This is a genomic window from Mycobacterium florentinum, assembly GCF_010730355.1.
Classification (GTDB): Bacteria; Actinomycetota; Actinomycetes; order Mycobacteriales; family Mycobacteriaceae; genus Mycobacterium; species Mycobacterium florentinum.
Genome location: NZ_AP022576.1, coordinates 4,127,805 through 4,152,328, shown reverse-complemented (window position 1 = coordinate 4,152,328; position 24,524 = coordinate 4,127,805). Strand labels below are relative to the sequence as shown.

The 24,524-nt window shown below is 66.8% G+C and carries 24 protein-coding genes and 1 tRNA gene; 13 read left to right on the top strand and 12 right to left on the bottom strand.

Annotated elements, in window-relative coordinates; translation table 11 throughout:
- Positions 1–2: 2 nt before the first annotated feature.
- On the bottom strand, positions 3–1,625 hold the full coding sequence (locus G6N55_RS19630; RefSeq protein WP_139826911.1) for a peptide ABC transporter substrate-binding protein: 1,623 nt from the start codon (positions 1,623–1,625) through the stop codon (positions 3–5).
- Positions 1,626–1,815: 190 nt separating this feature from the next.
- Positions 1,816–2,280 (bottom strand): DUF4232 domain-containing protein, encoded by a 465-nt coding sequence (locus tag G6N55_RS19625; RefSeq protein ID WP_085223164.1) that lies wholly within the window; start codon positions 2,278–2,280, stop codon positions 1,816–1,818.
- Positions 2,281–2,489: 209 nt separating this feature from the next.
- On the opposite strand from G6N55_RS19625, the gene acs reads away from it, so the two are divergent.
- The gene (acs, locus tag G6N55_RS19620; protein ID WP_085223162.1) at positions 2,490–4,439 is read left to right on the top strand and encodes an acetate--CoA ligase; all 1,950 of its coding nucleotides are present in this window, start codon (positions 2,490–2,492) and stop codon (positions 4,437–4,439) included.
- 9 nt (positions 4,440–4,448) lie between these two features.
- Here the strand turns inward: acs and G6N55_RS19615 are convergent, their stop codons facing one another.
- Positions 4,449–5,147: a S1 family peptidase gene (locus G6N55_RS19615; protein ID WP_085223160.1), complete on the bottom strand. Its 699-nt coding sequence runs from the start codon at positions 5,145–5,147 to the stop codon at positions 4,449–4,451.
- Positions 5,148–5,374: 227 nt separating this feature from the next.
- Between G6N55_RS19615 and G6N55_RS19610 the strand changes: the two genes are divergently transcribed.
- Together G6N55_RS19610 and G6N55_RS19605 are read left to right on the top strand one after the other, a co-directional pair.
- Positions 5,375–5,911, top strand: coding sequence for a phage holin family protein (locus G6N55_RS19610; protein ID WP_085223159.1), 537 nt, complete (start codon positions 5,375–5,377; stop codon positions 5,909–5,911).
- Positions 5,912–6,862 (top strand): alpha/beta fold hydrolase, encoded by a 951-nt coding sequence (locus G6N55_RS19605; protein ID WP_085223157.1) that lies wholly within the window; start codon positions 5,912–5,914, stop codon positions 6,860–6,862.
- On the opposite strand, the gene marP is transcribed toward G6N55_RS19605, so the two are convergent.
- Genes marP through nth form a run of 4 tightly spaced genes read right to left on the bottom strand, consistent with a single transcriptional unit; the run spans position 6,863 to position 10,230 of the window.
- Positions 6,863–8,056: an acid resistance serine protease MarP gene (gene marP / locus G6N55_RS19600; RefSeq protein ID WP_139826920.1), complete on the bottom strand. Its 1,194-nt coding sequence runs from the start codon at positions 8,054–8,056 to the stop codon at positions 6,863–6,865. It abuts the gene before it with no gap.
- Between the two features lie 5 nt (positions 8,057–8,061).
- Positions 8,062–8,904, bottom strand: a complete 843-nt coding sequence (locus tag G6N55_RS19595) for an NUDIX hydrolase (RefSeq protein ID WP_085223153.1) — start codon at positions 8,902–8,904, stop codon at positions 8,062–8,064.
- On the bottom strand, positions 8,901–9,536 hold the full coding sequence (locus G6N55_RS19590) for a TlpA family protein disulfide reductase (protein ID WP_085223152.1): 636 nt from the start codon (positions 9,534–9,536) through the stop codon (positions 8,901–8,903). Before G6N55_RS19590 ends, G6N55_RS19595 begins: the two co-directional genes overlap by 4 nt.
- Before the next feature lie 13 nt (positions 9,537–9,549).
- On the bottom strand, positions 9,550–10,230 hold the full coding sequence (gene nth, locus G6N55_RS19585; RefSeq protein WP_085223150.1) for an endonuclease III: 681 nt from the start codon (positions 10,228–10,230) through the stop codon (positions 9,550–9,552).
- A 173-nt stretch (positions 10,231–10,403) separates the two neighbouring features.
- On the opposite strand from nth, the gene G6N55_RS19580 reads away from it, so the two are divergent.
- Together G6N55_RS19580 and crp are read left to right on the top strand one after the other, a co-directional pair.
- On the top strand, positions 10,404–10,790 hold the full coding sequence (locus G6N55_RS19580; RefSeq protein ID WP_085223148.1) for a hypothetical protein: 387 nt from the start codon (positions 10,404–10,406) through the stop codon (positions 10,788–10,790).
- 85 nt (positions 10,791–10,875) lie between these two features.
- Entirely contained in the window at positions 10,876–11,550 is a 675-nt protein-coding gene (gene crp, locus G6N55_RS19575; protein WP_036465140.1) for a cAMP-activated global transcriptional regulator CRP, read from the top strand.
- Positions 11,551–11,687: 137 nt separating this feature from the next.
- On the opposite strand, the gene G6N55_RS19570 is transcribed toward crp, so the two are convergent.
- From G6N55_RS19570 to G6N55_RS19560, 3 genes are read right to left on the bottom strand one after another with little or no spacing between them, the layout of a single operon-like run.
- Positions 11,688–12,482, bottom strand: a complete 795-nt coding sequence (locus tag G6N55_RS19570; RefSeq protein ID WP_085223146.1) for an MBL fold metallo-hydrolase — start codon at positions 12,480–12,482, stop codon at positions 11,688–11,690.
- A gap of 5 nt (positions 12,483–12,487) precedes the next feature.
- Positions 12,488–12,943, bottom strand: a complete 456-nt coding sequence (locus tag G6N55_RS19565) for a RidA family protein (protein WP_085223144.1) — start codon at positions 12,941–12,943, stop codon at positions 12,488–12,490.
- A 15-nt stretch (positions 12,944–12,958) separates the two neighbouring features.
- Positions 12,959–13,120 (bottom strand): DUF4177 domain-containing protein, encoded by a 162-nt coding sequence (locus G6N55_RS19560; RefSeq protein ID WP_090607515.1) that lies wholly within the window; start codon positions 13,118–13,120, stop codon positions 12,959–12,961.
- Between the two features lie 109 nt (positions 13,121–13,229).
- Between G6N55_RS19560 and G6N55_RS19555 the strand changes: the two genes are divergently transcribed.
- On the top strand, positions 13,230–14,252 hold the full coding sequence (locus G6N55_RS19555; protein WP_085223143.1) for an ArsA-related P-loop ATPase: 1,023 nt from the start codon (positions 13,230–13,232) through the stop codon (positions 14,250–14,252).
- A complete protein-coding gene (locus G6N55_RS19550) occupies positions 14,249–15,400 on the top strand; it encodes an ArsA family ATPase (protein WP_085223141.1) in 1,152 nt (383 codons plus the stop codon). Before G6N55_RS19555 ends, G6N55_RS19550 begins: the two co-directional genes overlap by 4 nt.
- Before the next feature lie 284 nt (positions 15,401–15,684).
- Here G6N55_RS19550 and G6N55_RS19545 read toward each other — a convergent pair whose 3' ends face one another.
- A complete protein-coding gene (locus tag G6N55_RS19545) occupies positions 15,685–16,035 on the bottom strand; it encodes a WhiB family transcriptional regulator (protein WP_025736346.1) in 351 nt (116 codons plus the stop codon).
- Between the two features lie 361 nt (positions 16,036–16,396).
- On the opposite strand from G6N55_RS19545, the gene ponA2 reads away from it, so the two are divergent.
- The 6 genes from ponA2 (at position 16,397) to G6N55_RS19515 (ending at position 23,838) form a co-directional block, all read left to right on the top strand.
- Complete coding sequence (ponA2, locus tag G6N55_RS19540) at positions 16,397–18,823, top strand: transglycosylase/D,D-transpeptidase PonA2 (RefSeq protein WP_085223139.1); 2,427 nt, start codon at positions 16,397–16,399, stop codon at positions 18,821–18,823.
- A gap of 56 nt (positions 18,824–18,879) precedes the next feature.
- Positions 18,880–19,839 (top strand): metallophosphoesterase, encoded by a 960-nt coding sequence (locus G6N55_RS19535; protein ID WP_085223137.1) that lies wholly within the window; start codon positions 18,880–18,882, stop codon positions 19,837–19,839.
- On the top strand, positions 19,836–20,942 hold the full coding sequence (cds1, locus tag G6N55_RS19530) for an L-cysteine desulfhydrase Cds1 (RefSeq protein ID WP_085223135.1): 1,107 nt from the start codon (positions 19,836–19,838) through the stop codon (positions 20,940–20,942). The genes G6N55_RS19535 and cds1 overlap by 4 nt, the downstream gene beginning before the upstream one ends.
- A 60-nt stretch (positions 20,943–21,002) precedes the next feature.
- Positions 21,003–21,079, top strand: a tRNA-Pro gene (locus G6N55_RS19525).
- Between the two features lie 60 nt (positions 21,080–21,139).
- Complete coding sequence (locus tag G6N55_RS19520; RefSeq protein ID WP_085223133.1) at positions 21,140–22,405, top strand: COG4705 family protein; 1,266 nt, start codon at positions 21,140–21,142, stop codon at positions 22,403–22,405.
- A 14-nt stretch (positions 22,406–22,419) separates the two neighbouring features.
- A complete protein-coding gene (locus G6N55_RS19515; RefSeq protein ID WP_085223221.1) occupies positions 22,420–23,838 on the top strand; it encodes a sensor histidine kinase in 1,419 nt (472 codons plus the stop codon).
- Here G6N55_RS19515 and G6N55_RS19510 read toward each other — a convergent pair.
- The gene (locus G6N55_RS19510; protein WP_085223132.1) at positions 23,784–24,488 is read right to left on the bottom strand and encodes a response regulator transcription factor; all 705 of its coding nucleotides are present in this window, start codon (positions 24,486–24,488) and stop codon (positions 23,784–23,786) included. The genes G6N55_RS19515 and G6N55_RS19510 overlap by 55 nt on opposite strands.
- Positions 24,489–24,524 lie beyond the last annotated feature (36 nt).

Genomic DNA, 24,524 nt, shown 5'->3' with positions numbered 1-24,524 from the left:
TTTTAGGCCTTGACGATGCTCTCGTAGTCGGGCAGCCCGTTCCACGTCACCTTGACGCTGCTGACCTGTGGCGACCACCCGACCACGGCGATGTAGTACCAGAGCGGCACGGCGGGCATGTCGTGCAACAGGATTCGCTGCGCGACGTTGACCAGAACGTCGGCCTGCTGCAGGCTGGGCGCGGCCTCGGCGGCCGCCAGGCCCGCGTCGAACTCCCGGCTGGAGTATCCGACATCGTTGGATCCCGCACCGGTGGCGTACAGCGGGGCGAGGAACTCGATCATCGACGGATAGTCACCGATCCAGCCGGCCCGGAAGGCGGTGTCGATGGTGCGGTTGGTGATCTGGGTACGGAACCCCGCGAAGGTGGGCTGCGGCGCGCCGACGGCATCGATGCCGAGCACGTTCTTGATGCTGTTGGCCACCGCATCCACCCACTCCTGGTGGCCGCTGTCGGCGTTGTAAGCGATGGCGTACCGCCCGCTCCACGGCGAGATCGCGTTGGCCTGCGCCCAGAGTTGACGTGCCCGTTCGGGATTGAAGTCCAGGGCGTCGTTGCCCGGAATGTTCGGGTCGAACCCCGGTAGGGAGCGGGCGGTGAAATCGCGGGCCGGGCTGCGGGTGCCGTTGAAGATCTGCTGACAGATCTGCGGGCGGTTGATGGCCGCCGACAGGGCCAACCGCCGCAGCCGGCCCTCCTCACCGCCGAAATGCGGTAGCCGCAACGGTGTATCGAGCGATTGGCTGACCGCGACCGGTCCGCTGGCGGCGTTGCCGCCCAGGTCGCGCTTGTAGATCGTCAACGCGCTGGACGGAATGGTGTCCAGGACATCGAGATTGCCGGACAACAGGTCGGCGTAAGCGGTATCCAGGTTGCCGTAGAACTCGAATCTCAGGCCCTTGTTGTGCGGCTTGCGGTTGCCGTGGTACTCGGGATTGGGTTTCAAGTCGATCTTCACGTTGTGCTCCCAGGCCGGCCCGTCGGGACTGTCGGCCAACCGATAAGGCCCGTCGCCCACCGGGTTGCGCCCGAACGCCGCCATGTCGCGAAATGCCATGTCCGGCAAGGGATAGAACGCGTTATGGCCCAGCCGCAGTTTGAAATCGACGGTCGGCGCCTTGAGCCGCACGGTGAACTCGAGATCGTTGACCACCCGCAACCCGGACATCGTGGTCGGCTTGCCGTCACGCGGCGCACCGGCTACGTCGTCGAATCCCGCGATCGGGCTGAAAAAGTCCTGCTGCAGTTGGGCATTGGCGCTCAGGGCACCGTAGTTCCATGCATCGACGAACGAATGCGCCGTCACCGCCGAGCCGTCGGTGAACTTCCAGCCCGGTTTGAGGACGATCCGGTAGTTGACGTTGTCGGTGGTCTCGATCGACTGCGCCACCTCCGGCGCCGGTTTGCCGTCGGCGTCGTAGGACACCAGGCCGGCGAACAGCCGATCCAGGATCCGGCCGCCGAGGCTGTCGTTGGTGCCGGTCGGAATCAGCGGGTTCGGCGGTTCGCCGCCGTTCACCACTACCAGCTCGGGGCTCAGCGCGCCGCCACCGCAGCCGGCCAGCGACGCGGCCGACAGCACGACGACGGCCGCGAAAACCGCCCTGCCCCGCATCCAACGCATGACAGCGACCCTAGGGCCTGCGCGGGCGACGGCCGCGGAAGGCTGCAACGACCATGAGTCCGTGATGCGAGTCGTCCAGCGCATTGACGGCAGCACGGACACGTCGGGCTGTCCTGACGGCGTCAAGGGAGTCGGCTATCCCACTCCCCCGCTCGTCTACTGCCTGCAGAGGGCCGTCCCTTATTAGGCCCTACTGCTGCAAGGCGGTGACGGGATGCACCTGCAGTTCGCAGGCGTCGATGGTGGCCGGCACGGTGACCACGATGACCGTATTGGGCGGGTTGACCCGCAGCGCAGTGTAGCTGGGGCACGGGTTGCCCATACCGTCCACGGCCATGCCCTCGACGATAGCCTGTCCCTGCGCCGCCAGTGCCAGGGTGACGGTCGGCGGAACGTCGGCGTCGCTGGGCAAGCCGCCCATGTAACCGCGCAGCGTGGGCTTGGCATGAATGTCGGGCCCGCCGCCGCCCGTTTCGATCGCGGGGTAGCCGGTGAGCGTGCACGGCTCCGCCCCACCGGCGAGGCTGAACATCAGGGTCACCGAGCGATGGCCCACGGCGCCCTGCGTCGGGGAGGCCGTCACGGCGACCTGTTCGGAGCGGCATGGCTCCGCCTCATCGCCGACCGGCACCGCCGACGCGTGCGGTGCCAGCACACCAGCCACCGCGTAACTCGTTGTGGCCGCGACAATGCTGCGAAGTAGGCAACGGGCACGCTGCCCGCGAGATTCCGCCACAACGCTGATTATGCGATATGACAACCCGGATTACCCCGGATTGAATCGCACAGGTTCAACTGCCGGGTCTAGGCTCACAAACGGTTGACGAGCTCGAACCCCGCCCCCTCGACATAGGAGCGAAGCCAGTGACCGCCACATACACCGAAGGCCCGGCGTCGTACCCGCCGCCGGCGCAGTTCGCCGAGCAGGCCAACGCCGGCGAGGACCTGTACCGCGAAGCCGATAAAGACCGGCTGGCGTTCTGGGCCGAGCAGGCCAACCGGCTGACATGGGCGACGCCGTTCACCGAGGTGCTGGACTGGCAGCCGCCTTACGCCAACTGGTTTGCCGACGGCAAGCTCAACGTCGCCTACAACTGCGTGGACCGTCACGTCGAGGCGGGGCTGGGCGATCGGGTGGCGATTCACTGGGAGGGCGAGCCCGTCGGCGACAGCCGCGACCTGACCTACGCCGACCTGCAGACGGAGGTGTGCAAGGCGGCCAACGCACTGACCGACCTCGGTCTGGTCGCCGGCGACCGGGTCGCGATCTACCTGCCGTTGATCCCCGAGGCCGTCGTCGCGATGCTCGCCTGCGCGCGCCTGGGCATCATGCACAGCGTGGTGTTCGCCGGCTTCACCGCCAACGCGCTGCGCGCCCGCATCGCCGACGCCCAGGCCAAGGTGGTGATCACCAGCGACGGCCAGTTCCGGCGCGGCAAGCCCGCGCCGCTCAAGGACGCGGCCGACGAGGCGGTCGCCGACCACGATAGCCCCGTCGAAAAGGTTCTGGTGGTGCGGCGCACCGGAATTGACGTGTCCTGGAACGACGACCGCGACGTGTGGTGGCACGACGTGGTGGATTCCGCGTCGCCCGAACACACCGCGCAGCCGTTCGACGCCGAGCATCCGCTGTTCCTGCTGTACACATCGGGCACCACCGGCAAGCCGAAGGGCATCGTGCACACCAGCGGCGGCTACCTGACGCAGGCCTCCTACACGCACTACTACATCTTCGACATCAAGCCCGAACGCGACGTGTTCTGGTGCACCGCCGATATCGGCTGGGTCACCGGACACACCTACGGTGTCTACGGGCCGCTGTCCAACGGCGTCACCGAGGTGCTCTACGAGGGCACTCCCGACTCACCCAGCCAGCACCGGCATTTCGAAATCATCGAAAAGTACGGTGTGACAATCTATTACACCGCGCCCACGCTGATCCGGACGTTTATGAAGTGGGGCCGCGAGATCCCGGACGCGCACGACCTGTCCAGCCTGCGGCTGCTGGGATCGGTCGGCGAGCCGATCAACCCCGAGGCCTGGCGCTGGTACCGCAAGGTGATCGGTGCCGAGCGCCTCCCGATCGTGGACACCTGGTGGCAGACCGAGACGGGTTCGGCGATGATCTCGCCGCTGCCCGGAGTCGCTGCGGCCAAACCGGGTTCGGCGATGAGGCCGCTGCCGGGTATCTCCGCGAAGATCGTCGATGACCACGGCGAAGAGCTGGTGCCGGCCGTCCATAAGGGCGAACACGTCACCGGGTACCTGGTCTTGGATCAACCGTGGCCGTCCATGCTGCGCGGCATTTGGGGAGACCAGGACCGCTACGTCGAGACCTACTGGTCCAGGTTCGCCCAGCAGGGCTGGTACTTCGCCGGCGACAGCGCCTACTACGACCGCGACGGCGCGATCTGGGTGGTGGGCCGCATCGACGACGTGATGAACGTGTCCGGGCATCGACTCTCGACCGCCGAGGTCGAGTCGGCACTCGTCGGGCACGTCGGGGTGGCCGAGGCGGCCGTGGTCGGCATGACCGACGAAACCACCGGCCAGGCCATTTGCGCGTTCGTGGTGTTGTGCGCCGACTTCCAGATTCACGACGGGATCGTCGACGAGCTACGCGTCGAGGTGGCCCGCGAGATCTCACCGATCGCGAAGCCGCGAGAGGTCCACGTGGTGCCGGAGCTGCCGAAGACCCGCAGCGGCAAGATCATGCGCCGGCTGCTGCGTGACATCGCCGAAAACCGCGACCTCGGCGATACGTCGACATTGCTCGACCCGGGTGTTTTCGACGCGATCCGGGCGGCCAAGTAGCGCGCGGACTCAGGCCGGTATCGGGACGAAGCCCGCACCGGGCCGGTGTTTGGCGTTGATGTCGGCCAGCACCGCGTTGAACGACATCACCACCGCCGGGGTGTGCAGCGGGATGTACTTGATGATGCACGTCGGCAGGTTGTCGCTGAACGCGCCGTGGATCATCCCGACCAACAGGTTGTCGACGGTCACCGGGCCTCCCGAGTCGCCCGGCCGGCCACAGACCTGCATCACGATGGTTCCCGGATCCTGGCCCGGCCCCCAGGTGACGCCGCACGAGTTGCCGGTCGTTCGGCCCTGCTTGCAGGCGATCTGACCGAACACCGGTTCCGGACCGATGCCGTTGATGATGAAGCCGCCATAGTTGGCCACCGGCGCCACCTTGGCCGGATCGAATTTGATCACGGCGTAGTCGAGAGCGTCGTTGCCGGCAACCATCGTTCCCAGCACGCCCCTGCCTTCGGCGGCCTCGGCGGCGACCTGCGCGCCCGGGCCCCCGCAGTGCGCGGAGGTGAAACCGATCAGCTCACCGGCGGCATCGCCGCCGATGGTCGTCAGGGTGCACATGGTGTCGCCGTTGATGACGATGCCCGCACCGCCACCCATCGGGACCCGGTCGTCAGCCGCCGCGACGTTTGCGGGCAATCCCGGCTGAACGAGGAGCACGGTCACCAGCACCGCCACAAAGCACCGATGTGCCGTCTGCAATGCGTAACTCCCATCAGCCGATGTCGGAGAACAGCTGCGCCAGTCTAGATGATCACCCCCGCGCCCCTCTTGCTGTGCGAATGACGGCGGCCGGGGCATCGGCTGGCCTCGTCTGGCATCGCGGCACATGGCAACATAAACCGCGACGACGCGAACGGGCTCGGTGACGATGCGAGCCGTGCAGCGGCTCGATGACGAGCCGGGCAATTGAACGGAGAGGACCGTCTGTGAGCAAAGTCGATCGCAAGAATGGTGTGCCGAGCACGCTGACCACGATTCCGTTGGCCGACCCGCACGCCAGCCACGGCGAGCCGTCGATCGGTGACCTGATCAAAGACGCGACGACACAGGCGTCCACCCTGGTGCGGGCCGAGGTCGAGCTGGCCCGCGCCGAAATCGTCCGCGACATCAAGAAGGGCCTCACCGGCAGCGTCTTCTTCATCGCCGCGCTGGTGGTTCTTTTCTACTCCACGTTCTTTTTCTTCTTCTTCCTCGCCGAGTTGCTCGACAACTGGCTGTGGCGCTGGGTGGCCTTCCTGATCGTGTTCGCGATCATGGTCGTGGTCGGAGCCGTGCTCGCACTGCTGGGCTATTTGAAGGTGCGCCGGATCCGTGGACCGCGAGAAACCATCGAATCGGTCAAGGAAACGCGCACCGCGCTCACCCCTGGCCACGACAAGGCCGCGACCAAGCAACTCACCGAGGCACCCGGTAAGCACGCCAAGCCGGAGAACGCCAACCCCAGCGACCCCTCAGGTTGGTAGATGGCAGTACCTGATCCGTCGGTAGTCCGCATCGACGGGCCGTGGCGCCATTTGGACGTGCACGCCAACGGCATTCGATTTCACGTCGTCGAGGCGCTACCGTCCGGCGCGGGTGCTCCCGCGGCGGCGACCGCACGACCGCTGGTGATGCTGCTGCACGGTTTCGGTTCGTTCTGGTGGTCCTGGCGTCATCAGCTGCGGGGGCTGACCGGTGCCCGAGTCGTCGCGGTCGACCTGCGCGGCTATGGCGGCAGCGACAAGCCGCCACGCGGCTACGACGGCTGGACGCTGGCCGGCGATACGGCCGGACTCATTCGCGCGCTTGGGCATTCGTCGGCGACGCTGGTCGGCCACGCCGACGGCGGGCTGTGCTGCTGGACCACGGCGCTGCTGCACTCCCGGCTGGTACGGGCCATCGCGCTGATCAGCTCGCCACACCCGGCCGCGTTGCGCCGATCGGCGCTGACGCGCCGCGATCAGAGTTCCGCACTACTACCGACCCTGCTGCGCTATCAGCTGCCGGTGTGGCCCGAGCGCCTGCTGACCCGCGACAACGGCGCCGAGATCGAGCGTCTCGTCAAGAACCGCAGCTCCGCGAAATGGGTTGCCTCCGAAGACTTCTCACAGACGATCGGCTATCTTCGCACCGCGATACAGATTCCCGGGGCGGCGCACTGCGCATTGGAATACCAGCGCTGGGCGGTGCGCAGCCAGCTGCGCGGTGAAGGCCGCCGATTCATGAAATCGATGTCGCGCCAGCTCGGGGTGCCGCTGCTACATCTGCGCGGCGACGCCGATCCCTATGTGCTGGCCGACCCGGTCGACCACAGCCAGCGTTATGCGACGCAGGGCCGCTATGTATCCGTCACCGGCGCAGGGCATTACAGCCACGAGGAGATGCCCGAGGAAATCAACAAACACCTGACGAGGTTCTTCGAACAGGTGCACTGATCAGCTGACGCAGGTGCCGGTGCCCACCTGCTGGGTGTCACCGATCTTGGCCATCTGGCCCGCCACCTCGCCGGCGGTCAACACGAACCCGGTATCGGGATCGTCGACGGCCGCACCGAACACCACGCCGAGCACGTGACCGCTGAGGTCGATCAACGGTCCGCCCGAATTGCCTTGCTCCACATTGGCTCTGATGGTGTAGACGTCGCGGGTGACCGGCTGCGGGTCCCGGTAGATATCGGGGCCGCTGAGTTTGATGGCCTCGCGAATCCGGGCCGGGGTCGCAGTGAAATTGCCGCCGCCGGGGTAGCCCAGCACCACCACGCTGGTTCCGGTTTTCGCCTCGGTATCACTGAAGGCCAGCGGCGGCGGCGGCAAGTTCGGAATGGCGAGAATCGCAATGTCGACCGACGGGTCGTAGGAAACGACGGTGGCGTCCAACGGATTACCGCTGGCGTAGATCTGGACACTGCTGGACCCGGCCACCACGTGCGCGTTGGTCATCACCCGATCCGGCGCGATCACAAATCCGGTGCCCTCCAACACTTTCTGGCAGCTCGGCGCCAGGCTGCGCACCTTGACGACGCTGGGCGCGGCCGCCGTCACCACCGGATTGGTGGCCAGCGCGGGATCCGGAGATTCGACCGGAATCACCGGCGTGCGGCTGAACGGCTCCAACACCGCGGGCAGCCCCGAGGTGTTCAACAGCGCCGAAAGGCGTTTGGGGACAGTCTTCAACCACGGGGGCGCGATGTTGTTGACCTCGGCCAGCACCCGCGAACCGCGGACCGCGGCCGCCAGCTCGGGCTGATCTTTCGACTGGGTCAGCGGTGTCGCCAGCAGCCACGCGGCGGTGAGCACCACGACGAGCTGCACCCCCACCCCGATCACCGAATCGACGGTTCGGATGGTGCGGCTGTGGATCGCGCCGCGCACCGCGCGGCCCAGCACCACACCGGCGACCTCGCCGACGACTACCAGCGCGAGAATCAGGAACAGCGCGCCGAACAGCTTGGCGCGCGGCGCCGCGATGTGGCTGACGATGTGCGGCGCCAGCAGCACACCGGCGATCGCGCCCAGCAGCACGCCGACGAACGAGAACAGCGAACCCACCGCGCCCGACCGCCAGCCCGAGATGGCCGCGATGAAAGCGACGGCGAGAACAGCGATATCCAGCCACTGCGACGGCGACATCGAGTTCATAGCGCGCCGCCCCGCTTGCCGACCTGCACCATCGCGGCGTCGAGTTCACGGACGTCGTTGGTGTCCCACGGCTTTGCCCAGCCGGCGACGTCGAGGACGGCAGAAATCACCTGGCCAGTGAATCCCCAAACCAGCATCTGGTTCAGCAGAAACGCCGGACCGGCCCAACGATTGCCGAGGTCGCCGCGGTAGACCATCAGCCGATTGTCCGGATTGATGAACGCGCGCACCGGAACCCGCGACACGATCGCCGTTTCGGCTTCGTTGACCACGGCGACCGGTCCGGGGTCTGGCGAGTAGGCCAGCACCGGGACGACGTGGAACTGCGACGGCGCGATGAACGCCTTTTCCATCGTGATCAGGGGGTGCAGCCGGGTGACGTCGATCCCGGTCTCTTCGTTCGCCTCTCGCAACGCGGTGGCGACCGGCCCGCGATCGTCCGGGTCGGACGCGCCGCCGGGAAAGGCCGCCTGGCCAGCGTGATGCCGCAGCGACGATGCCCGCACGGTGAGCAACAAATCGGCGTCGTCGGGCACACTGCCGTCGGCCGGTCCGGACTCGGGGCCCGAAAACAGAACCAGCACAGCGGCCTCGCGGTCGTCGTGCTCGGATGCCGCCCTGGCCGCCGTCACCATCGCCAGCACATCGGGCGGCAACCGGCGCCGGTAGGCCTCCGGGATCTCACCGATGTTGTCGACCAACGGACGCAACCAGGACGGGCAGACGTCGGGCGTGAGGGGAACCGTCCCCTGTGCGCGGGCGGTACCCCCAGCACTCACCGGCGCCTCCTTGTCGGGTCCACCTGCCCAGCTGAGTTTCGGACCGCCGAACTCGGTCATCCGTCGTTACCGACTGCCGCCGCGATCTCGTCGGCACTCGCGAAATCGCGCAGCAGCGTCTGCGCAACGCTACCGTCCGGTCGCAGCACTACGGTCGCGGGCACCACATTTGCCACCTTGAGCGCCGCCGCGATCAGCCGCCGCCCATCCTGCAAGGTCGGGAGCCGAACACCCAGCTCCGCCAACCGCAGCAGCGCGGCGGTCTCGTTCTCGTCTTGGTGCACGGTCACCACCAAGACGTCGGACCCGACCCGTCGCTGATACTCGGCCATCGCGGGCAGTTCGGCCGCGCACGGCGCGCACCAGTACTCCCACAAATTGATGACCACCCGGCGCCCGGCCAGCGCGCGGGCGACGTCGACGGTGGATCCATCGGCCGCGCATTCGACCACCACACCGCGCAGGGCCGCGGGGCCGGGACCGTTGGCCGATGCGGGGCAGGGCGGCAGGTTTGCGCGTGCCCGGGGCCCGGCCAGCGCGGCCGGCGTATCGGCGTCGCGGTGCTCGCGATCGGGCGTCGGCGCGTTCGTCGGGCTCGGCGGGTAGTCGTCGCGCAGCTGCGCGACGAGCGCCGCAACGAGCGCCACCACCACCGCCAAGATCGCGATGGTCCAGCGAGTTCTCGGGGTCAACGTCTTGGCCGTGTTACAGCCCGACCAGGGAGAGCAGGTGTTCGGCTTCGGGGCCCTGCACCAGGGGCGCGGCCAGCTCGGGTTCAGTGGGGCCGAGGCCGAACGACGGGCAGTCCTTGGCCAGCACGCAGACCCCGCATGCCGGTTTGCGCGCGTGGCACACCCGGCGGCCGTGGAAGATCACGCGGTGGCTCAGCAGGGTCCATTCCTTGCGTTCCACCAGTTCGCCGACGGCGTGCTCGATCTTGACCGGGTCTTTTTCGGCGGTCCAGTGCCATCTGGCCACCAGCCGCTGGAAATGGGTGTCGACGGTGATCCCGGGGATGTCGAAGGCGTTGCCCAAGACGACGTTGGCGGTTTTGCGCCCCACCCCGGGCAGCGTCACCAACTCGTCCATGGTCGACGGCACCTCGCCGTCGAACCCCTCGACCAGCGCCTGCCCCAGACCGATCAGCGAGCTTGCCTTGTTGCGGAAGAAACCAGTGGGGCGGATGAGGCTTTCCAGCTCGTCGCGATCGGCTTTCGCATAATCCAGTGCCGACTTATATCGCGCGAACAAAGCCGGTGTCGTCAGGTTGACCCGTTTGTCGGTACTTTGCGCCGAAAGAATGGTGGCCACCGTCAGTTCCAGCGGCGATCTGAAATCCAGCTCGCAGTGGGCGTCCGGAAACGCTTGTGCCAGTGTGCGATTCATCCGGCGGGCGCGGCGCACCAAACCGACTCGAGTTTCGGACGCCCAGCGCCGGGCAGCGGCGGAATCGGGCTTGGAATCAGGCGTAGCCGCGGTGGTTTTCGAACGCCCGGACGGCCTTGCCACTGTCACCTACGACAGAGTACTGATTTCGTAATCTCACTGAGACCTTGGCCATGTTTACTCTCCTTGTGTCATGGTTGCTGGTGGCGTGCGTGCCGGGGCTGCTGATGCTCGCTGCGCTCGGCCTGGGAAGGCTCGAAAGCGAGCTTGCCCGTGAGTCGATTACGTCGACCGACGTCGACGAATTCCTCGAACAGGCGCAGGCCATGGATATGCACACGCTGGCCCGGGAAGGGATGCCGGAGGCGCTGGAATACCTGCATCGTCGCCAGGCCCAGCAACTTGCGCTGTCTGCGCCGCCCAGCGGTCGCCATCGCGCCGAATCGCTGCTCGCGACCGCCTTCACCGATCCCCCCGCGCGTGCGTTACCGATGCGAATACACGCGCATTCAGGCGCAAATACGCAATATGCGGCAACCAGACACGTCGATCGTGTGTAGCGTTGGCACGTTGACCTACCTCTAGACTCGTAATCCGGGCTAGGTAGGTATCCATATCACTTCGTTGGAAAGCTGAAGAGGCAAAGTGGACGAGATCCTGGCAAGGGCAGGAATCTTCCAAGGGGTTGAACCCGGCGCAGTCACCGCACTGACCAAGCAATTACAACCCGTCGACTTCCCGCGTGGACACACCGTTTTCGCGGAAGGGGAACCAGGCGATCGGCTGTACATCATCGTCTCGGGGAAGGTCAAGATCGGGCGCCGATCACCTGATGGCCGGGAGAATCTGCTGACGATCATGGGGCCGTCGGACATGTTCGGCGAATTGTCGATCTTCGACCCGGGACCCCGGACGTCGAGCGCCACCACGATCACCGAGGTGCGCGCGGTATCGATGGACCGCGACGCGTTGCGGGCGTGGATCGCCGATCGACCCGAAATCGCCGAACAGTTGCTCCGGGTTCTCGCCCGACGGCTGCGTCGCACCAACAACAACCTGGCCGACCTCATCTTCACCGACGTCCCCGGCCGGGTGGCCAAGCAGCTGCTGCAGCTCGCCCAGCGTTTCGGCACCCAGGAGGGGGGCGCGATGCGGGTCACCCACGACCTGACCCAAGAGGAGATCGCCCAGCTGGTGGGCGCTTCCCGGGAGACGGTCAACAAGGCGCTCGCTGATTTCGCCCACCGCGGCTGGATCCGGCTGGAGGGCAAGAGCGTGTTGATCTCGGACTCCGAGAGACTGGCCCGCCGAGCGAGGTAAGCGCACCGACGCCGAGACTCGTCGCAACTCATCGAGACTGCGTCCAGGGCGACGGGTTGGCTGGCGTGCACACTCTGTGCGCAGTTTCGGCGCCATCACTGCTGACTCGGCGCAAAGGGTTCGCTGAGCGCCGAGTCTTACTCTCGCTGTAGGTAGTCCAGCTGCGCCTGCACGGACCATTCGGCCGCGTCCCACAGCTTCTCGTCGACGTCGACATAGACGTATTCGACGATCTGACGGGCGGTGGCGTCGCCGCCGAGGTCCCACAGCGCGGCGCGGACCTGCTCCAGTCGCTCGTGGCGGTGCGTCAGGTAGCCCGTGGTGACGGATTCCAGGTCGGCCAGGTCCGGCCCGTGCCCGGGCAACACCGTGCGACGGCCCAGACCGCGCAGCCGCCGTAGCGACTCCAGGTAATCGGCTAGGCTGCCGTCTTCGTTGTCGATGAGGGTGGTGCCGCGGCCGAGCACGCTGTCGGCGGTCAACACCGCGTCCTCGAGCAGGAACGACAGCGAATCGGCGGTGTGCCCCGGCGTCGCCATCACCTTGATCTTAAGTCCGGCGGCATCGATGACCTCGCCGTCGACCAGCTCACCGCCGAGGCCGCGCAGGAATCCGCTGCCCGCCGAGCGCACGGTCGCGCCGGTGAGCTCGACCAGCTTGTCAATGCCGTCGGTGTGGTCGCCGTGCCGGTGACTGATCAGGACCAATGCGATGCGGCCCAGCGACGCGATCCGGGCGATGTGCTCGTTGTCGTCGGGCCCCGGATCCACGATGACCAGCTCGTCGCTGCGGGGGCCGCGCAACACCCAGGTGTTGGTGCCCTCCAGCGTCAGCAGGCCGGGGTTGTCGGCCAGCAGGACCGAGGCAGTGTCGGTGACCGCCCGCAAACTGCCGTATGCGGGATGCGCCAGCGGCTCAGCGGTCTCGGTCACGGCCGTCAGCCGACCTCCACGATCAATTCGACTTCGACCGGCGCATCCAGCGGCAGCTCGGCTACGCCCACCGCCGAACGCGCATGCGCACCTTGGTCGCCGAACACCTCGGCGAGCAGGTCGGAGGCTCCGTTGACGACGCCGGGCTGGCCGTTGAAGCCGGGAGCCGACGCGACGAACCCGACGACCTTGACCACCCGGGTCACCGCGTCGATACCCGTCAGCGAGTTCACCGCCGCAAGCGCGTTGAGCGCGCAGAGCCGTGCCATCGCCTTGGCTTCGTCGGGACTCACCTCGGCGCCGACCTTGCCGGTGCCCGCCAACTTTCCGTCCGTTATCGGCAGCTGGCCCGAGGTATAGACCAGGTTGCCGGTCCGCACCGCAGGAACGTAAGAGGCCAGCGGCGCAACCAAGTCCGGCAGCGCGACACCGAGCTGCTCAAGCCGGGCCGAAGCATTCATCTGCGGTGAGTCCTCTTACTTAGGGCGCTTCAGATAGGCGACGTGTTGCTCACCGGTGGGCCCGGGCAGCACGGCCACCAGCTCCCAGCCATCGGCGCCCCACTGGTCGAGGATTTGTTTGGTGGCGTGCGTCAGCAGCGGAACCGTGGCGTATTCCCACGGGGTCGGTTGGCTCATGACGCGAGCTTATCGGTCGGGTGTGAACCACACGGGTCAGCCCGGTAGACCGCGATCCGGTGGAGCTACCCGATTTGCTTGGGCCCCGCGAGGCGCGGGCTAGCATGCGATGGTGGCAACCACTCCTAGCGGCAACGCTGCCGTCGGCTGGCCGACACGACTGTCGAAAGCCCGCTTGCATTTCGTCACCGGCAAAGGCGGGACGGGTAAATCGACGATCGCGGCCGCGCTGGCGCTGACCCTGGCGGCCGGCGGGCGCAAAGTCCTGCTCGTGGAAGTGGAGGGTCGCCAAGGGATTGCGCAACTCTTCGACGTTCCGCCGTTGCCCTACCAAGAGGTCAAGATCGCCACGGCCGAGCGCGGCGGTCAGGTCAACGCCCTGGCGATCGACATCGAGGCCGCGTTTCTGGAATACCTCGACATGTTCTACAACCTCGGGATCGCGGGACGGGCCATGCGCCGCATCGGCGCCGTCGAGTTCGCGACGACGATCGCACCCGGTCTGCGCGACGTGCTGCTCACCGGCAAGATCAAGGAGACGGTGGTCCGCAAGGACAAGAACCGGTTGCCCGTATACGACGCGATAGTCGTCGACGCACCACCGACCGGCCGCATCGCGCGCTTCCTGGACGTCACCAAGGCGGTGTCCGATCTGGCCAAGGGCGGGCCGGTGCACTCGCAGAGCGAGGGCGTGGTCAAGCTGCTGCACTCCGATCAGACGGCTATCCACCTGGTCACGCTGCTCGAAGCGCTGCCGGTGCAGGAGACGATGGAAGCCATCGAGGAGCTTGCCGAGATGGACCTCCCGATCGGCAGTGTGATCGTGAACCGCAACATTCCGACATACCTGGAGCCCCGCGACCTGGCCAAGGCCGCGGAGGGCGACGTCGACGCCGACTCGGTGCGCGCCGGTTTGAAGTCGGCTGGAATCGAGCTGAGCGACAACGACTTTGCCGGCTTGTTGACCGAAACCATTCAGCACGCGACCCGGATCACGGCACGCGCCGAGACCGCGCAACAGCTCGACGCCCTGAAGGTGCCGCGGCTGGAGTTGCCGGCGATCTCCGACGGCGTCGACCTCGGCAGCTTGTACGAGCTGTCGGAATCGCTTGCACAGCAGGGAGTTCGATGAGTACTACTCCGAAAGCCCTTGATATGGCCGCGATCCTGGAAGACCGGGCTAACCGCGTCGTGGTGTGCTGCGGCGCCGGCGGCGTGGGCAAGACGACCACCGCCGCGGCGATGGCATTGCGGGCGGCCGAATATGGCCGCACCGTATGCGTTTTGACGATCGACCCGGCCAAGCGGCTGGCACAGGCGCTTGGCGTCAACGACCTCGGCAATACGCCGCAGCGGGTGCCACTGGCGCCCGAGGTCTCCGGCGAACTGCACGCGATGATGTTGGACATGCGCCGCACTTTCGATGAAATGGTGATCCAATACTCCGGAGACGTTCGGGCGCAATCGATTTTGGACAATCAGTTCTACCAGACGGTCGCCACTTCCCTCGCCGGCACGCAGGAGTACATGGCGATGGAGAAGCTCGGCCAGCTGCTGAGCGAGGACCGTTGGGACCTGGTGGTGGTCGACACTCCCCCGTCACGCAACGCGCTGGACTTCCTGGATGCGCCGAGGCGCCTGGGCAGCTTTATGGATAGCCGACTGTGGCGGCTGCTGCTCGCGCCAGGCCGAGGCATCGGCAAATTGCTCACCGGCGCAATGGGTTTGGCGATGAAAGCGCTCTCGACGGTGCTGGGATCGCAAATGCTGGGCGACGCCGCGGCCTTCGTGCAATCGCTGGACGCCACCTTCGGCGGCTTCCGCGAGAAGGCGGACCGCACGTACGCGCTGCTGAAAAGGCGCGGCACCCAGTTCGTAGTGGTGTCAGCGGCCGAACCCGACGCGCTGCGCGAGGCATCCTTCTTCGTCGACCGGCTGTCGCAGGAGAGCATGCCGCTGGCCGGGCTCATCTTGAACCGCACTCATCCGCTGTTGTGCTCGCTGCCGGTGGAACGGGCAATCGACGGCATCGAGTCGCTGAAGTCCGAAGCGGACACCGATGCGGCGTCGCTGGCCACGGCCGTGCTCGAGATTCACGCCGACCGGGGCCAGACCGCCAAGCGCGAGATCCGGCTGCTATCGCGATTCACCGGGGCCAACCCGCACGTGCCGGTGGTGGGCGTGCCGTCGTTGCCGTTCGACGTATCCGACCTGGAAGCCTTGCGTGCGCTGGCAGATCAGATCACCGCGGTCGGGGACAGCCGCGCCGCGGATCGCTGAGCACCCGCCAAACGAAACGCCCGCCGAGGGCTATGTGCCCTGCTCAGAGGGGGCGATATCGCTTGTTCAACACGCCGCTGAGCGGCCGCCAAAATTTGGGCCGGTCTGTCTCAATTAGACACATGCGCAGCTAATGTGGCGAATTGCCATCTCGCACAAGGGAGTTCGTGTTCGAATTGCTATTGAACGTGCGCCTAATCCGATGGGCGCTGTAACAGTTTTGTAATAGTAAGTTCCGGGCTAACAGTGCGCCGCGACACGGCCGCGCACCCGCTGTCAAAGCGTCAGCTGACACCCCGATTGCGGCGCTTGTCGAAGAAGTCGGACCACGACACAACCTCGGGGTGCTGCTTGAGCAGTGCCCGACGCTGGCGCTCGGTCATGCCGCCCCAGACGCCGAACTCGACCTTGTTGTCCAGCGCGTCGGCTCCGCATTCCTGCATCACCGGGCAGTGGCGGCAAATCACCGCCGCCTTACGCTGGGCAGCGCCCCGAACGAAGAGTTCGTCGGGGTCAGTGGTCCGGCATAGCGCTTGGGACACCCAGGCAATTCGTTCTTCAGCATCCACACTGCGAAGCACCCCCTGTGCCGCTGCAATGTTGGTACGGCGTGCCGCCGGTCGTGTTCCTGACACGAGCTGTTCCCTTCCTCCCGGTCGCTATTAACGACCGCCCTCCTGGGGTAGCAGATCATCCTTGCGATCTACACCACACTGTGCTGATCGGTGTTACCTGAATCTCACCGTCTGTATAAGTTAGGTGGTCAGGGGCCAATTGCGCAACAGTCTGATAACGCTTTTTTTGGGACGGGCGTGCCGTCTTGTCGTTGAGCGTAGGCGGGATCATGGGATTGGGTACCCCTTTTGGGTAGCTGATATGTAACGCGAGCGAAAACATCCCATCCCGATCCCTAGCAAAGGCGCAGGTCACGCCTTCCGGGTCCGCTGTGCGGATCGACGGCGCGTCGCGCGACAACGGGCGGTTAATGTAGTACGCATGTCTGACCGCCCCCCGGCAGCTCTCACGATTCTTAAGCTTGCTGGCTGCTGTCTGCTGGCGGGTGTGGTCGCCACAGCGCTGCTGTTCCCCATGGCCGGCGGGTTGGGGCTGATGTCCAATCGGGCCTCCGAAGTGGTCGCCAACGGCTCGGCCCAGCTCCTCGAAGGACAGGTGCCGGCCGTCTCGACGATGGTCGACGCGAAGGGCAACACCATCGCGTGGCTCTACGAGCAGCGCCGGTTCGAGGTGCCCACCGACAAGATCGCCAACACGATGAAGCTGGCGATCGTCTCGATCGAGGACAAGCGCTTCGCCGAGCACAACGGGGTCGACTGGAAGGGCACGCTGACCGGCCTGGCGGGCTACGCATCCGGCGACGTGGACACCCGAGGCGGTTCGACGATCGAGCAGCAATACATCAAGAACTACCAACTCTTGGTGACCGCGAAGACCGACGCCGAAAAACGTGCGGCCGTCGAAACCACCCCGGCACGCAAGCTGCGCGAGATCCGGATGGCGCTCACGCTCGACAAGACCTTCACCAAGCCGGAGATCCTGACCCGCTACCTGAACCTCGTCTCCTTCGGTAACGGCTCCTTCGGAGTGCAGGACGCGGCGCAGACCTACTTCGGTATCAACGCGTCGGATCTGAACTGGCAGCAGGCAGCACTACTGGCGGGCATGGTGCAGTCGACCAGCACGCTGAACCCCTACACCAACCCCGACGGCGCGCTGGCCCGGCGGAACCTGGTCCTCGACACGATGATCGACAACCTGCCGCAGGAGACCGACGCGCTGCGGGCCGCCAAGGCGACGCCGCTGGGGATCCTGCCGCAGCCCAACGAACTGCCGCGCGGCTGCATCGCGGCCGGCGACCGCGCCTTCTTCTGTGACTACGTCCAGGAGTACCTCTCCCGCGCCGGCATCAGTAAGGAACAGGTAGCCAGGGGCGGTTACCTGATCCGCACCACGCTGGACCCGGACGTGCAGATCCCGGTCAAGGCCGCCATCGACAGGTTCGCCAGTCCGACCCTGCCGGGCATCTCGAGCGTGATGAGCGTGATCCGGCCGGGCAAGGACTCGCACAAGGTGATGGCGATGGCCAGCAACCGCACCTACGGACTCGACGTCGACGCCGGCCAAACCATGAGGCCGCAGCCGTTCTCACTCGTCGGCGACGGCGCGGGCTCGGTGTTCAAGATCTTCACCACCGCCGCCGCCCTGGACATGGGGATGGGCATCAACGCCACTCTCGAGGTGCCGCCGCGGTTCCAGTCCAAGGGCCTCGGTAGCGGTGGCGCCAAGGGCTGCCCCAAGGACACCTGGTGTGTGGTCAACGCCGGTAACTACCGCGGGTCGATGAACGTGACCGAGGCGTTGGCCACCTCGCCCAATACCGCGTTCGCCAAGCTGATCTCACAGGTCGGGGTGACGCGCACGGTGGACATGGCGGTCAAACTCGGACTGCGGTCCTACGCCGATCCCGGCACCGCCCGCGACTACAACCCCGACAGCAACGAGAGCCTGGCCGACTTCGTCAAGCGCCAGAACATCGGGTCGTTCACCCTCGGCCCGATCGAGGTGAACGCGCTGGAGCTGTCCAACGTCGCGGCCACGCTGGCCTCCGGCGGCGTGTGGTGCCCGCCCAACCCGATCGACAAGCTGATCGACCGGAACGGCAATGAAGTCGCCGTGACCACCCAGACCTGCGACCAGGTGGTGCCCCAAGGGTTGGCCAACACCCTGGCCAACGCGATGAGCAAGGACGCGACGGGCGGCGGGACCGCGTCCGGTTCGGCCGGCGCCGCGGGATGGGACCTGCCGGTGTCCGGTAAGACCGGCACCACCGAGGCTCACCGCTCCTCCGGGTTCGTCGGCTTCACCAGCCGCTACGCGGCGGCGAACTACATCTACGACGACTCCACCTCGCCGACGGACCTGTGCTCGTCTCCGCTGCGCCATTGCAGCGACGGCGACTTGTACGGCGGTAACGAGCCCGCCCGAACTTGGTTCACCGCAATGAAACCGATCGCCCTGAGCTTCGGCGACATCAAGCTGCCGCCGACGGATCCCCGCTATGTCGAGGGTTCGCCCGGCTCGCGGGTGCCCAGCGTCGCCGGCATGGACGTGGACGCCGCGCGGTCGCGCCTCAAGGAGGCCGGCTTCCAGGTCGCCGACCAGACCAACTCGGTCAACAGCACCGCGAAGTTGGGCGAGGTCGTGGGAACGTCGCCGTCCGGCAACACGATTCCCGGCTCCGTCGTCACCATTCAGGTCAGTAACGGTATCCCGCCGCCACCGCCCATGCCGCCGGATGGCGTGCCGCTGCCGATCGGTTCGCAGGTCGTGGAAATCCCCGGCCTGCCGCCGATCACCATTCCGCTGCTAGCACCGCCACCACCGCCGGGACAGCCGCCGCCGTAGGCGCGCACGGGCACGACAGCCGCTCCTGATTCAGCGCACCGCAGTAAACTGCGCGCATGGCTGATGTCTTGCCCGCTCTGATCCGCACCGGCGCTGTGGCGATCGGTTCGACAGTCGCCGGCGTCGGTTACGCCGCGGTCGTCGAGCGCAACGCCTTCGTCCTGCGCGAGATAACGATGCCCGTCCTGTCGCCGGGTTCCACGCCGCTGCGCGTGCTGCATATCAGCGATCTGCACATGTTGCCCAACCAGCGCCGCAAGCAGGCCTGGCTGCGTGAGCTGTCCGGCTGGGAACCCGACCTGGTCGTCAACACCGGCGATAACCTGGCGCACCCGAAAGCGGTGCCCGCGGTCATCCAGGCCCTGGGGGATCTGCTGTCGCGCCCGGGTGTCTTCGTCTTCGGCAGCAACGACTACTTCGCGCCGCGCCTGAAGAATCCGCTGAACTACCTGACCAACCCGTCACACCGGGCCACGGGAGAACCGCTGCCCTGGCAGGATCTGCGGGCGGCGTTCACCGAGCGTGGCTGGCTCGACCTCACCCACACGCGCCGCGAGTTCGAGGTCGCGGGCCTGCACCTGGCCGCGACCGGCGTCGACGACCCGCACATCGACCGCGACCGCTACGACACGATCGCGGGCCCGGCCAGCCCGGCGGCGAATCTGCGGCTGGGACTGGTGCACTCCCCCGAGCCGCGCGTGCTGGATCGCTTCGCTGCCGACGGCTACCAGCTGGTGATGGCCGGACACACGCACGGCGGGCAACTGTGCCTGCCGTTCTACGGCGCGATGGTGACCAACTGCGGCCTGGACCGCACCCGCGCCAAGGGGCCGTCGCGCTGGGGCGCGAACATGCAGCTGCATGTCTCCGCGGGACTGGGCACCTCCCCGTTCGCGCCGGTGCGGTTCTGCTGCCGGCCTGAAGCGACCCTGCTGACGTTGATCGCCGCCCCGATGGGCGGGCGGGACTCCAGCAGCAACTTGGGCCGCTCGCAGCCGGCGGCATCCCTGCGTTGAGCGATCGGACTCGGCTCGCGGTCCGCAGTCTGTCCCGCAGCTGGACGGACAATGCGATCCGACTGATCGAGGCGGACGCCCGTCGCAGTGCCGACACGCACCTGTTGCGCTACCCGCTGCCGTCGGCCTGGTCCACCGACGTTGACGTCGCGCTGTACCTCAAGGACGAGTCGACGCACATCACCGGCAGCCTCAAGCACCGGCTGGCCCGCTCGCTGTTTCTGTATGCGCTGTGCAACGGCTGGATCGGCGAGGGCACCACGGTCGTCGAGGCGTCTTCGGGTTCGACGGCGATCTCCGAGGCGTACTTCGCGTCCCTGCTGGGTCTTCCGTTCGTCGCCGTGATGACCGAGGGCACCAGCCCGTCGAAGATCGCGCTGATCGAATCACAAGGCGGCCGTTGCCATTTCGTGCAAAACTCCAGCGAGGTGTACGCCGAGGCGCAGCGCGTCGCCCGGGAGGCCGGCGGCCACTACATGGACCAGTTCACCAACGCCGAGCGGGCCACCGACTGGCGCGGCAACAACAACATCGCCGAGTCGATCTTCGCGCAGCTGCGCGACGAGAAGCACCCGATCCCGGAGTGGATTGTCGTCGGCGCGGGCACCGGCGGAACCAGCGCGACGATCGGCCGCTACATCCGCTACCGGCGCCACGCCACGCGGCTGTGCGTCGTCGACCCGGAGAACTCCGCGTTCTTCCCCGCCTACGCCGAACAGCGCTACGACCTCGTGATGCCGACGTCGTCGCGGATCGAGGGGATCGGGCGGCCGCGGGTCGAACCGTCGTTTCTGCCCGACGTGGTCGACCGCATGGTCGCGGTGCCCGACGCCGCGTCCGTTGCCGCCGCCCGCCACGTCAGTTCCGTGCTGGGGCGGCGGGTGGGGCCGTCGACGGGAACCAATCTGTGGGGTGCCTTCGGTCTGCTGGCCGAGATGGTCGCGGCGGGACGCAGCGGCTCGGTGGTCACGCTGATCGCCGACAGCGGCGACCGCTACGCCGACACCTATTTCAGCGACGAGTGGGTCGCCGACCAAGGGCTCGATCTGGCCGGTCCGGCCGCCGCGCTGGCCGAATTCGAGCGCAACTGCCGCTGGACCTAGCCCCCAGCCAGCGGTTTGGGCAGTCGGCGGGCCGGTGCGATAGGCTGTCGAGGCTTCAAGCGGGGTGTGGCGCAGCTTGGTAGCGCGCTTCGTTCGGGACGAAGAGGCCGTGGGTTCAAATCCCGCCACCCCGACCAGTTTTGTGGCTGGCAGTTCCTAAGCGCTGACTCAGCGACTCATCTGTACCTTCGGGCGCCATGAGCAAGACAATCCGTTCCATAGCCCTCGGCAATCCCCGCGTGATGCTCAGCAAGGTTCCTGAGGTCACGGTGTGGTTCTGGATCATCAAGATCCTCTGCACGACCGTCGGCGAGAGCTTCGCTGACTGGATCAGTACCACTGTGGGACTTGGCCTTAACGTCACCGCGCTGATCTTCACCGTCGCCCTCGGGGTCGTCCTCGGCTTCCAGTTGGTCCTGGACCGCTATATGCCGATCGTCTACTGGCTGGCGGTTGTCGTGCTGAGCATCACGGGCACGCTGTACACCGACCTGCTGACCGACAAGCTGCATGTACCGCTGGCGGTCAGCACGGCCGTGTTCGCGACGACATTGGCCGTCGTCTTCGGGGTCTGGTACATGCGGGAGCACACCCTGTCGATCCACAGCATCGTCACGACACCCCGGGAGTTGTTCTACTGGCTGGCGGTGCTGGTTACGTTCGCCCTGGGTACTGCCGCGGGCGACTGGACGTTGCAGCTCACCGGCTGGGGGCCGGGCACCTCGGTGCTGCTGCCGGCCGCCCTGATCGCCTCGATTGCGATCGGCTGGCGGGCCGGCGCCAACCCGGTGCTGTCCTTCTGGCTCGCCTACATCCTGACCCGCCCGCTGGGCGCCAACCTCGGCGACTGGCTGGCCTCCTCCCCGGCCAACCACGGTCTGGGCTGGGGAACCGCGATCACCAGCGCCATCTTTTTGGCCGCGATCCTCGCCACGGTCGGGTATCTGATGGTCAGCCGCGGTGACCTCATCGACGACGAAAACCCAACCCGCGCAACGACTGTCACCACGACACCCGTACGCGAGCGGCTGATGCTGGGCTACTACACGGCGGCGGCGGTTGCTACTGGTGCACTGCTGCTCTGGAGCGGGCACGGTCATTCGGGCGCCACGGAAACCGATGAAGAATTGGACTCTGCCACCACTTCGACGATCACCGCGCCCGCGCAAGCCGGCCAACCCGCGTCGGCCTTCCCACCTGTCGAGGTCGCCACCTTCCGAACCATCACGCAGGACACGCTCTCCAAGGTGCACGCCGGCGATCAGCCCGGCGCCAAGGCCCGGATCAAGGACCTGGAAACCGCATGGGATGACGACGAGTCGAAGCTGAAACCGATGAACCAAATCGCGTGGCACACCCTCGACAAGCAGATCGACGGCGTACTGACAGCTGTGCGGGCCCCGGTGCCCAACCCGGCCACCGAGAAGCAGCAGCTGACCGCATTGTTGACCGCGCTGCAGTAGTACCGTCCGTGCTGATGCCACTTTCAAGCCGGACGCCGATGCTGCTGCACCCACGGGCGTGGAGCATCTCGGCGCGCTCGGCATTGGTGTCGGCGACGGTCATCCTGGTGGCGCTCAGCATGGCCGGCGCGATCCTGTTGTTGGTGTTGTACTTCGCACTGATTTCGGCCGCCGACGACGCGGCGGCGAGCCGGCTGCGCGACATCGCCAAGACACTGCAAGCGGAGACCACCCCCGACATCGACCCGCCGCTGCTGGCCACCGACCAACGCATCGTCGCCGTCCAAATTCTCGACGGAGCCGGGCATCCGGTGGCCACGTCGAGTTCCACACCCGAGCCGCCGATGCTGGCGCTCAACGCGGTCGGCAGTACGCCGCGGGTCGGAATCACCGGCGCCGCGGTGCGGATGCGCGACGTCCGGGTGGCCGGGCAATCGCTCGAGACGCCGACGGGACGTTACGTCGTACTCGTCGGGGCCGGCACCGAGGACGTGGAGACCACCGTCTCGACGGTGGCGATCGGCCTGGCCGCGGCCGCGCCGTTGGTGATCGCGGCGGCCAGCGTAGCCACCTACGTTCTGGTGCGACGGTCACTGCGTTCGGTGGAGGCGATTCGCTCCCGGGTCGCCGCTATCAGCGCCTCCGATCTGGCCGAGCGGGTGCCGGTGCCGTCGCAACGCGACGAGATCTTCACGCTGGCAACGACGATGAACCAGATGCTGTCCCGCCTCGAGTCCAGCCAAGCCGTCCAGCGCCGGTTCATCGCCGACGCCTCCCATGAACTGCGCAGCCCACTTTCGACGGTGATCTCGGCACTCGAGGTCGGCGTCGCCCACCCCGAGCTGCTCGACGATCGGCTCGCCGGCGAGACGTTGCTGCCGGAAGCGCACCGGATGCAGGCGCTGGTGGAAGACCTGCTGCTGCTGGCCCGCGCCGACGAACGTGGATTGGCACTGCGCCGCACGGACACCGACATCGACGATCTGGCCGTCACCGAGGCCACCCGACTGCGGCGCGAGACGGCGTTGGACGTGCATACCGAACTCGTTCCGACACGGCTGGTCGGTGACTCGAGTGCGCTGGCGCGCGTGCTGCGTAACCTTCTCGACAACGCGGCGCGGCATGCGACCTCGCGGGTGGAGGTGACGGTGCGGCCCGAAGACGGTCACGCCCGCCTGACCGTGGGCGACGACGGCCCCGGGATCGCGCCCGCCGACCGGCTACGAGTGTTCGAGCGGTTCGTGCGCCTGGACACCGACCGCTCCCGCAGCGGCGGCGGCACCGGCCTGGGACTGGCCATCGTGTTCGAAATCGTGGCGGCGCATGGCGGTAGCGTGCGCATCGACGACCGCCCCGGCGGCGGCACGGCGGTCGTCGTTCAGCTTCCGCTGGTCGCCTCGACGCCGGCGTCCTCCCCGGCCTCCAGCCGGTAGCCGACCCCCCGCACCGTCGCAATTGTGTTGGTGCCGAACGGGAAATCGATCTTGCGCCGCACATAGAAGACGTAGACCTCGACGAGGTTGTCGTCGCCGGAGAAGTGCGGATCCCAGACGTTGTGCAAGATATCGGTCTTACTCACCACCGTGCCCTTGTTGCGCATCAGATAGTGCAGCAGCCCGTACTCGCGCGGCGTCAACGCGATCAAGTCGTCGTTGCGGCGCACGATGCGCCGCGTCGGATCCAACGACAACGTGCCCGCGGTCAGCACGACCGGGCGGTGCGGGGCGCCGCGGCGAACCAGCGCCCGCAGCCGCGCCACCAGCACGATGAATGAAAACGGTTTGGTCAGATAGTCATCGGCGCCCAAGTCGAACGCGTCCGCCTGCTCGTAGTCGCCGTCTTTGGCCGACAGCATCAGCACCGGTGTCCACACCTGCGCCGCGCGCATGCGGCGCACCACCTCATAGCCGCTGATCCCGGGCAGCATGATGTCCAAAATGATGGCGTCGAAACGGTTCTCGGTGGCCTCCCACAACCCGTCGTTACCGTTGTCGGCAGTCGTCACCACGCAACCCTCGGCGCGCAAGCCCATCGTCAGCGTCGCCGCAAGCCGCGGCTCGTCCTCGACGACCAGCACCTTCACCCGCTCGACTCCTTCTTGATCGGCGCGAGTCCGGTA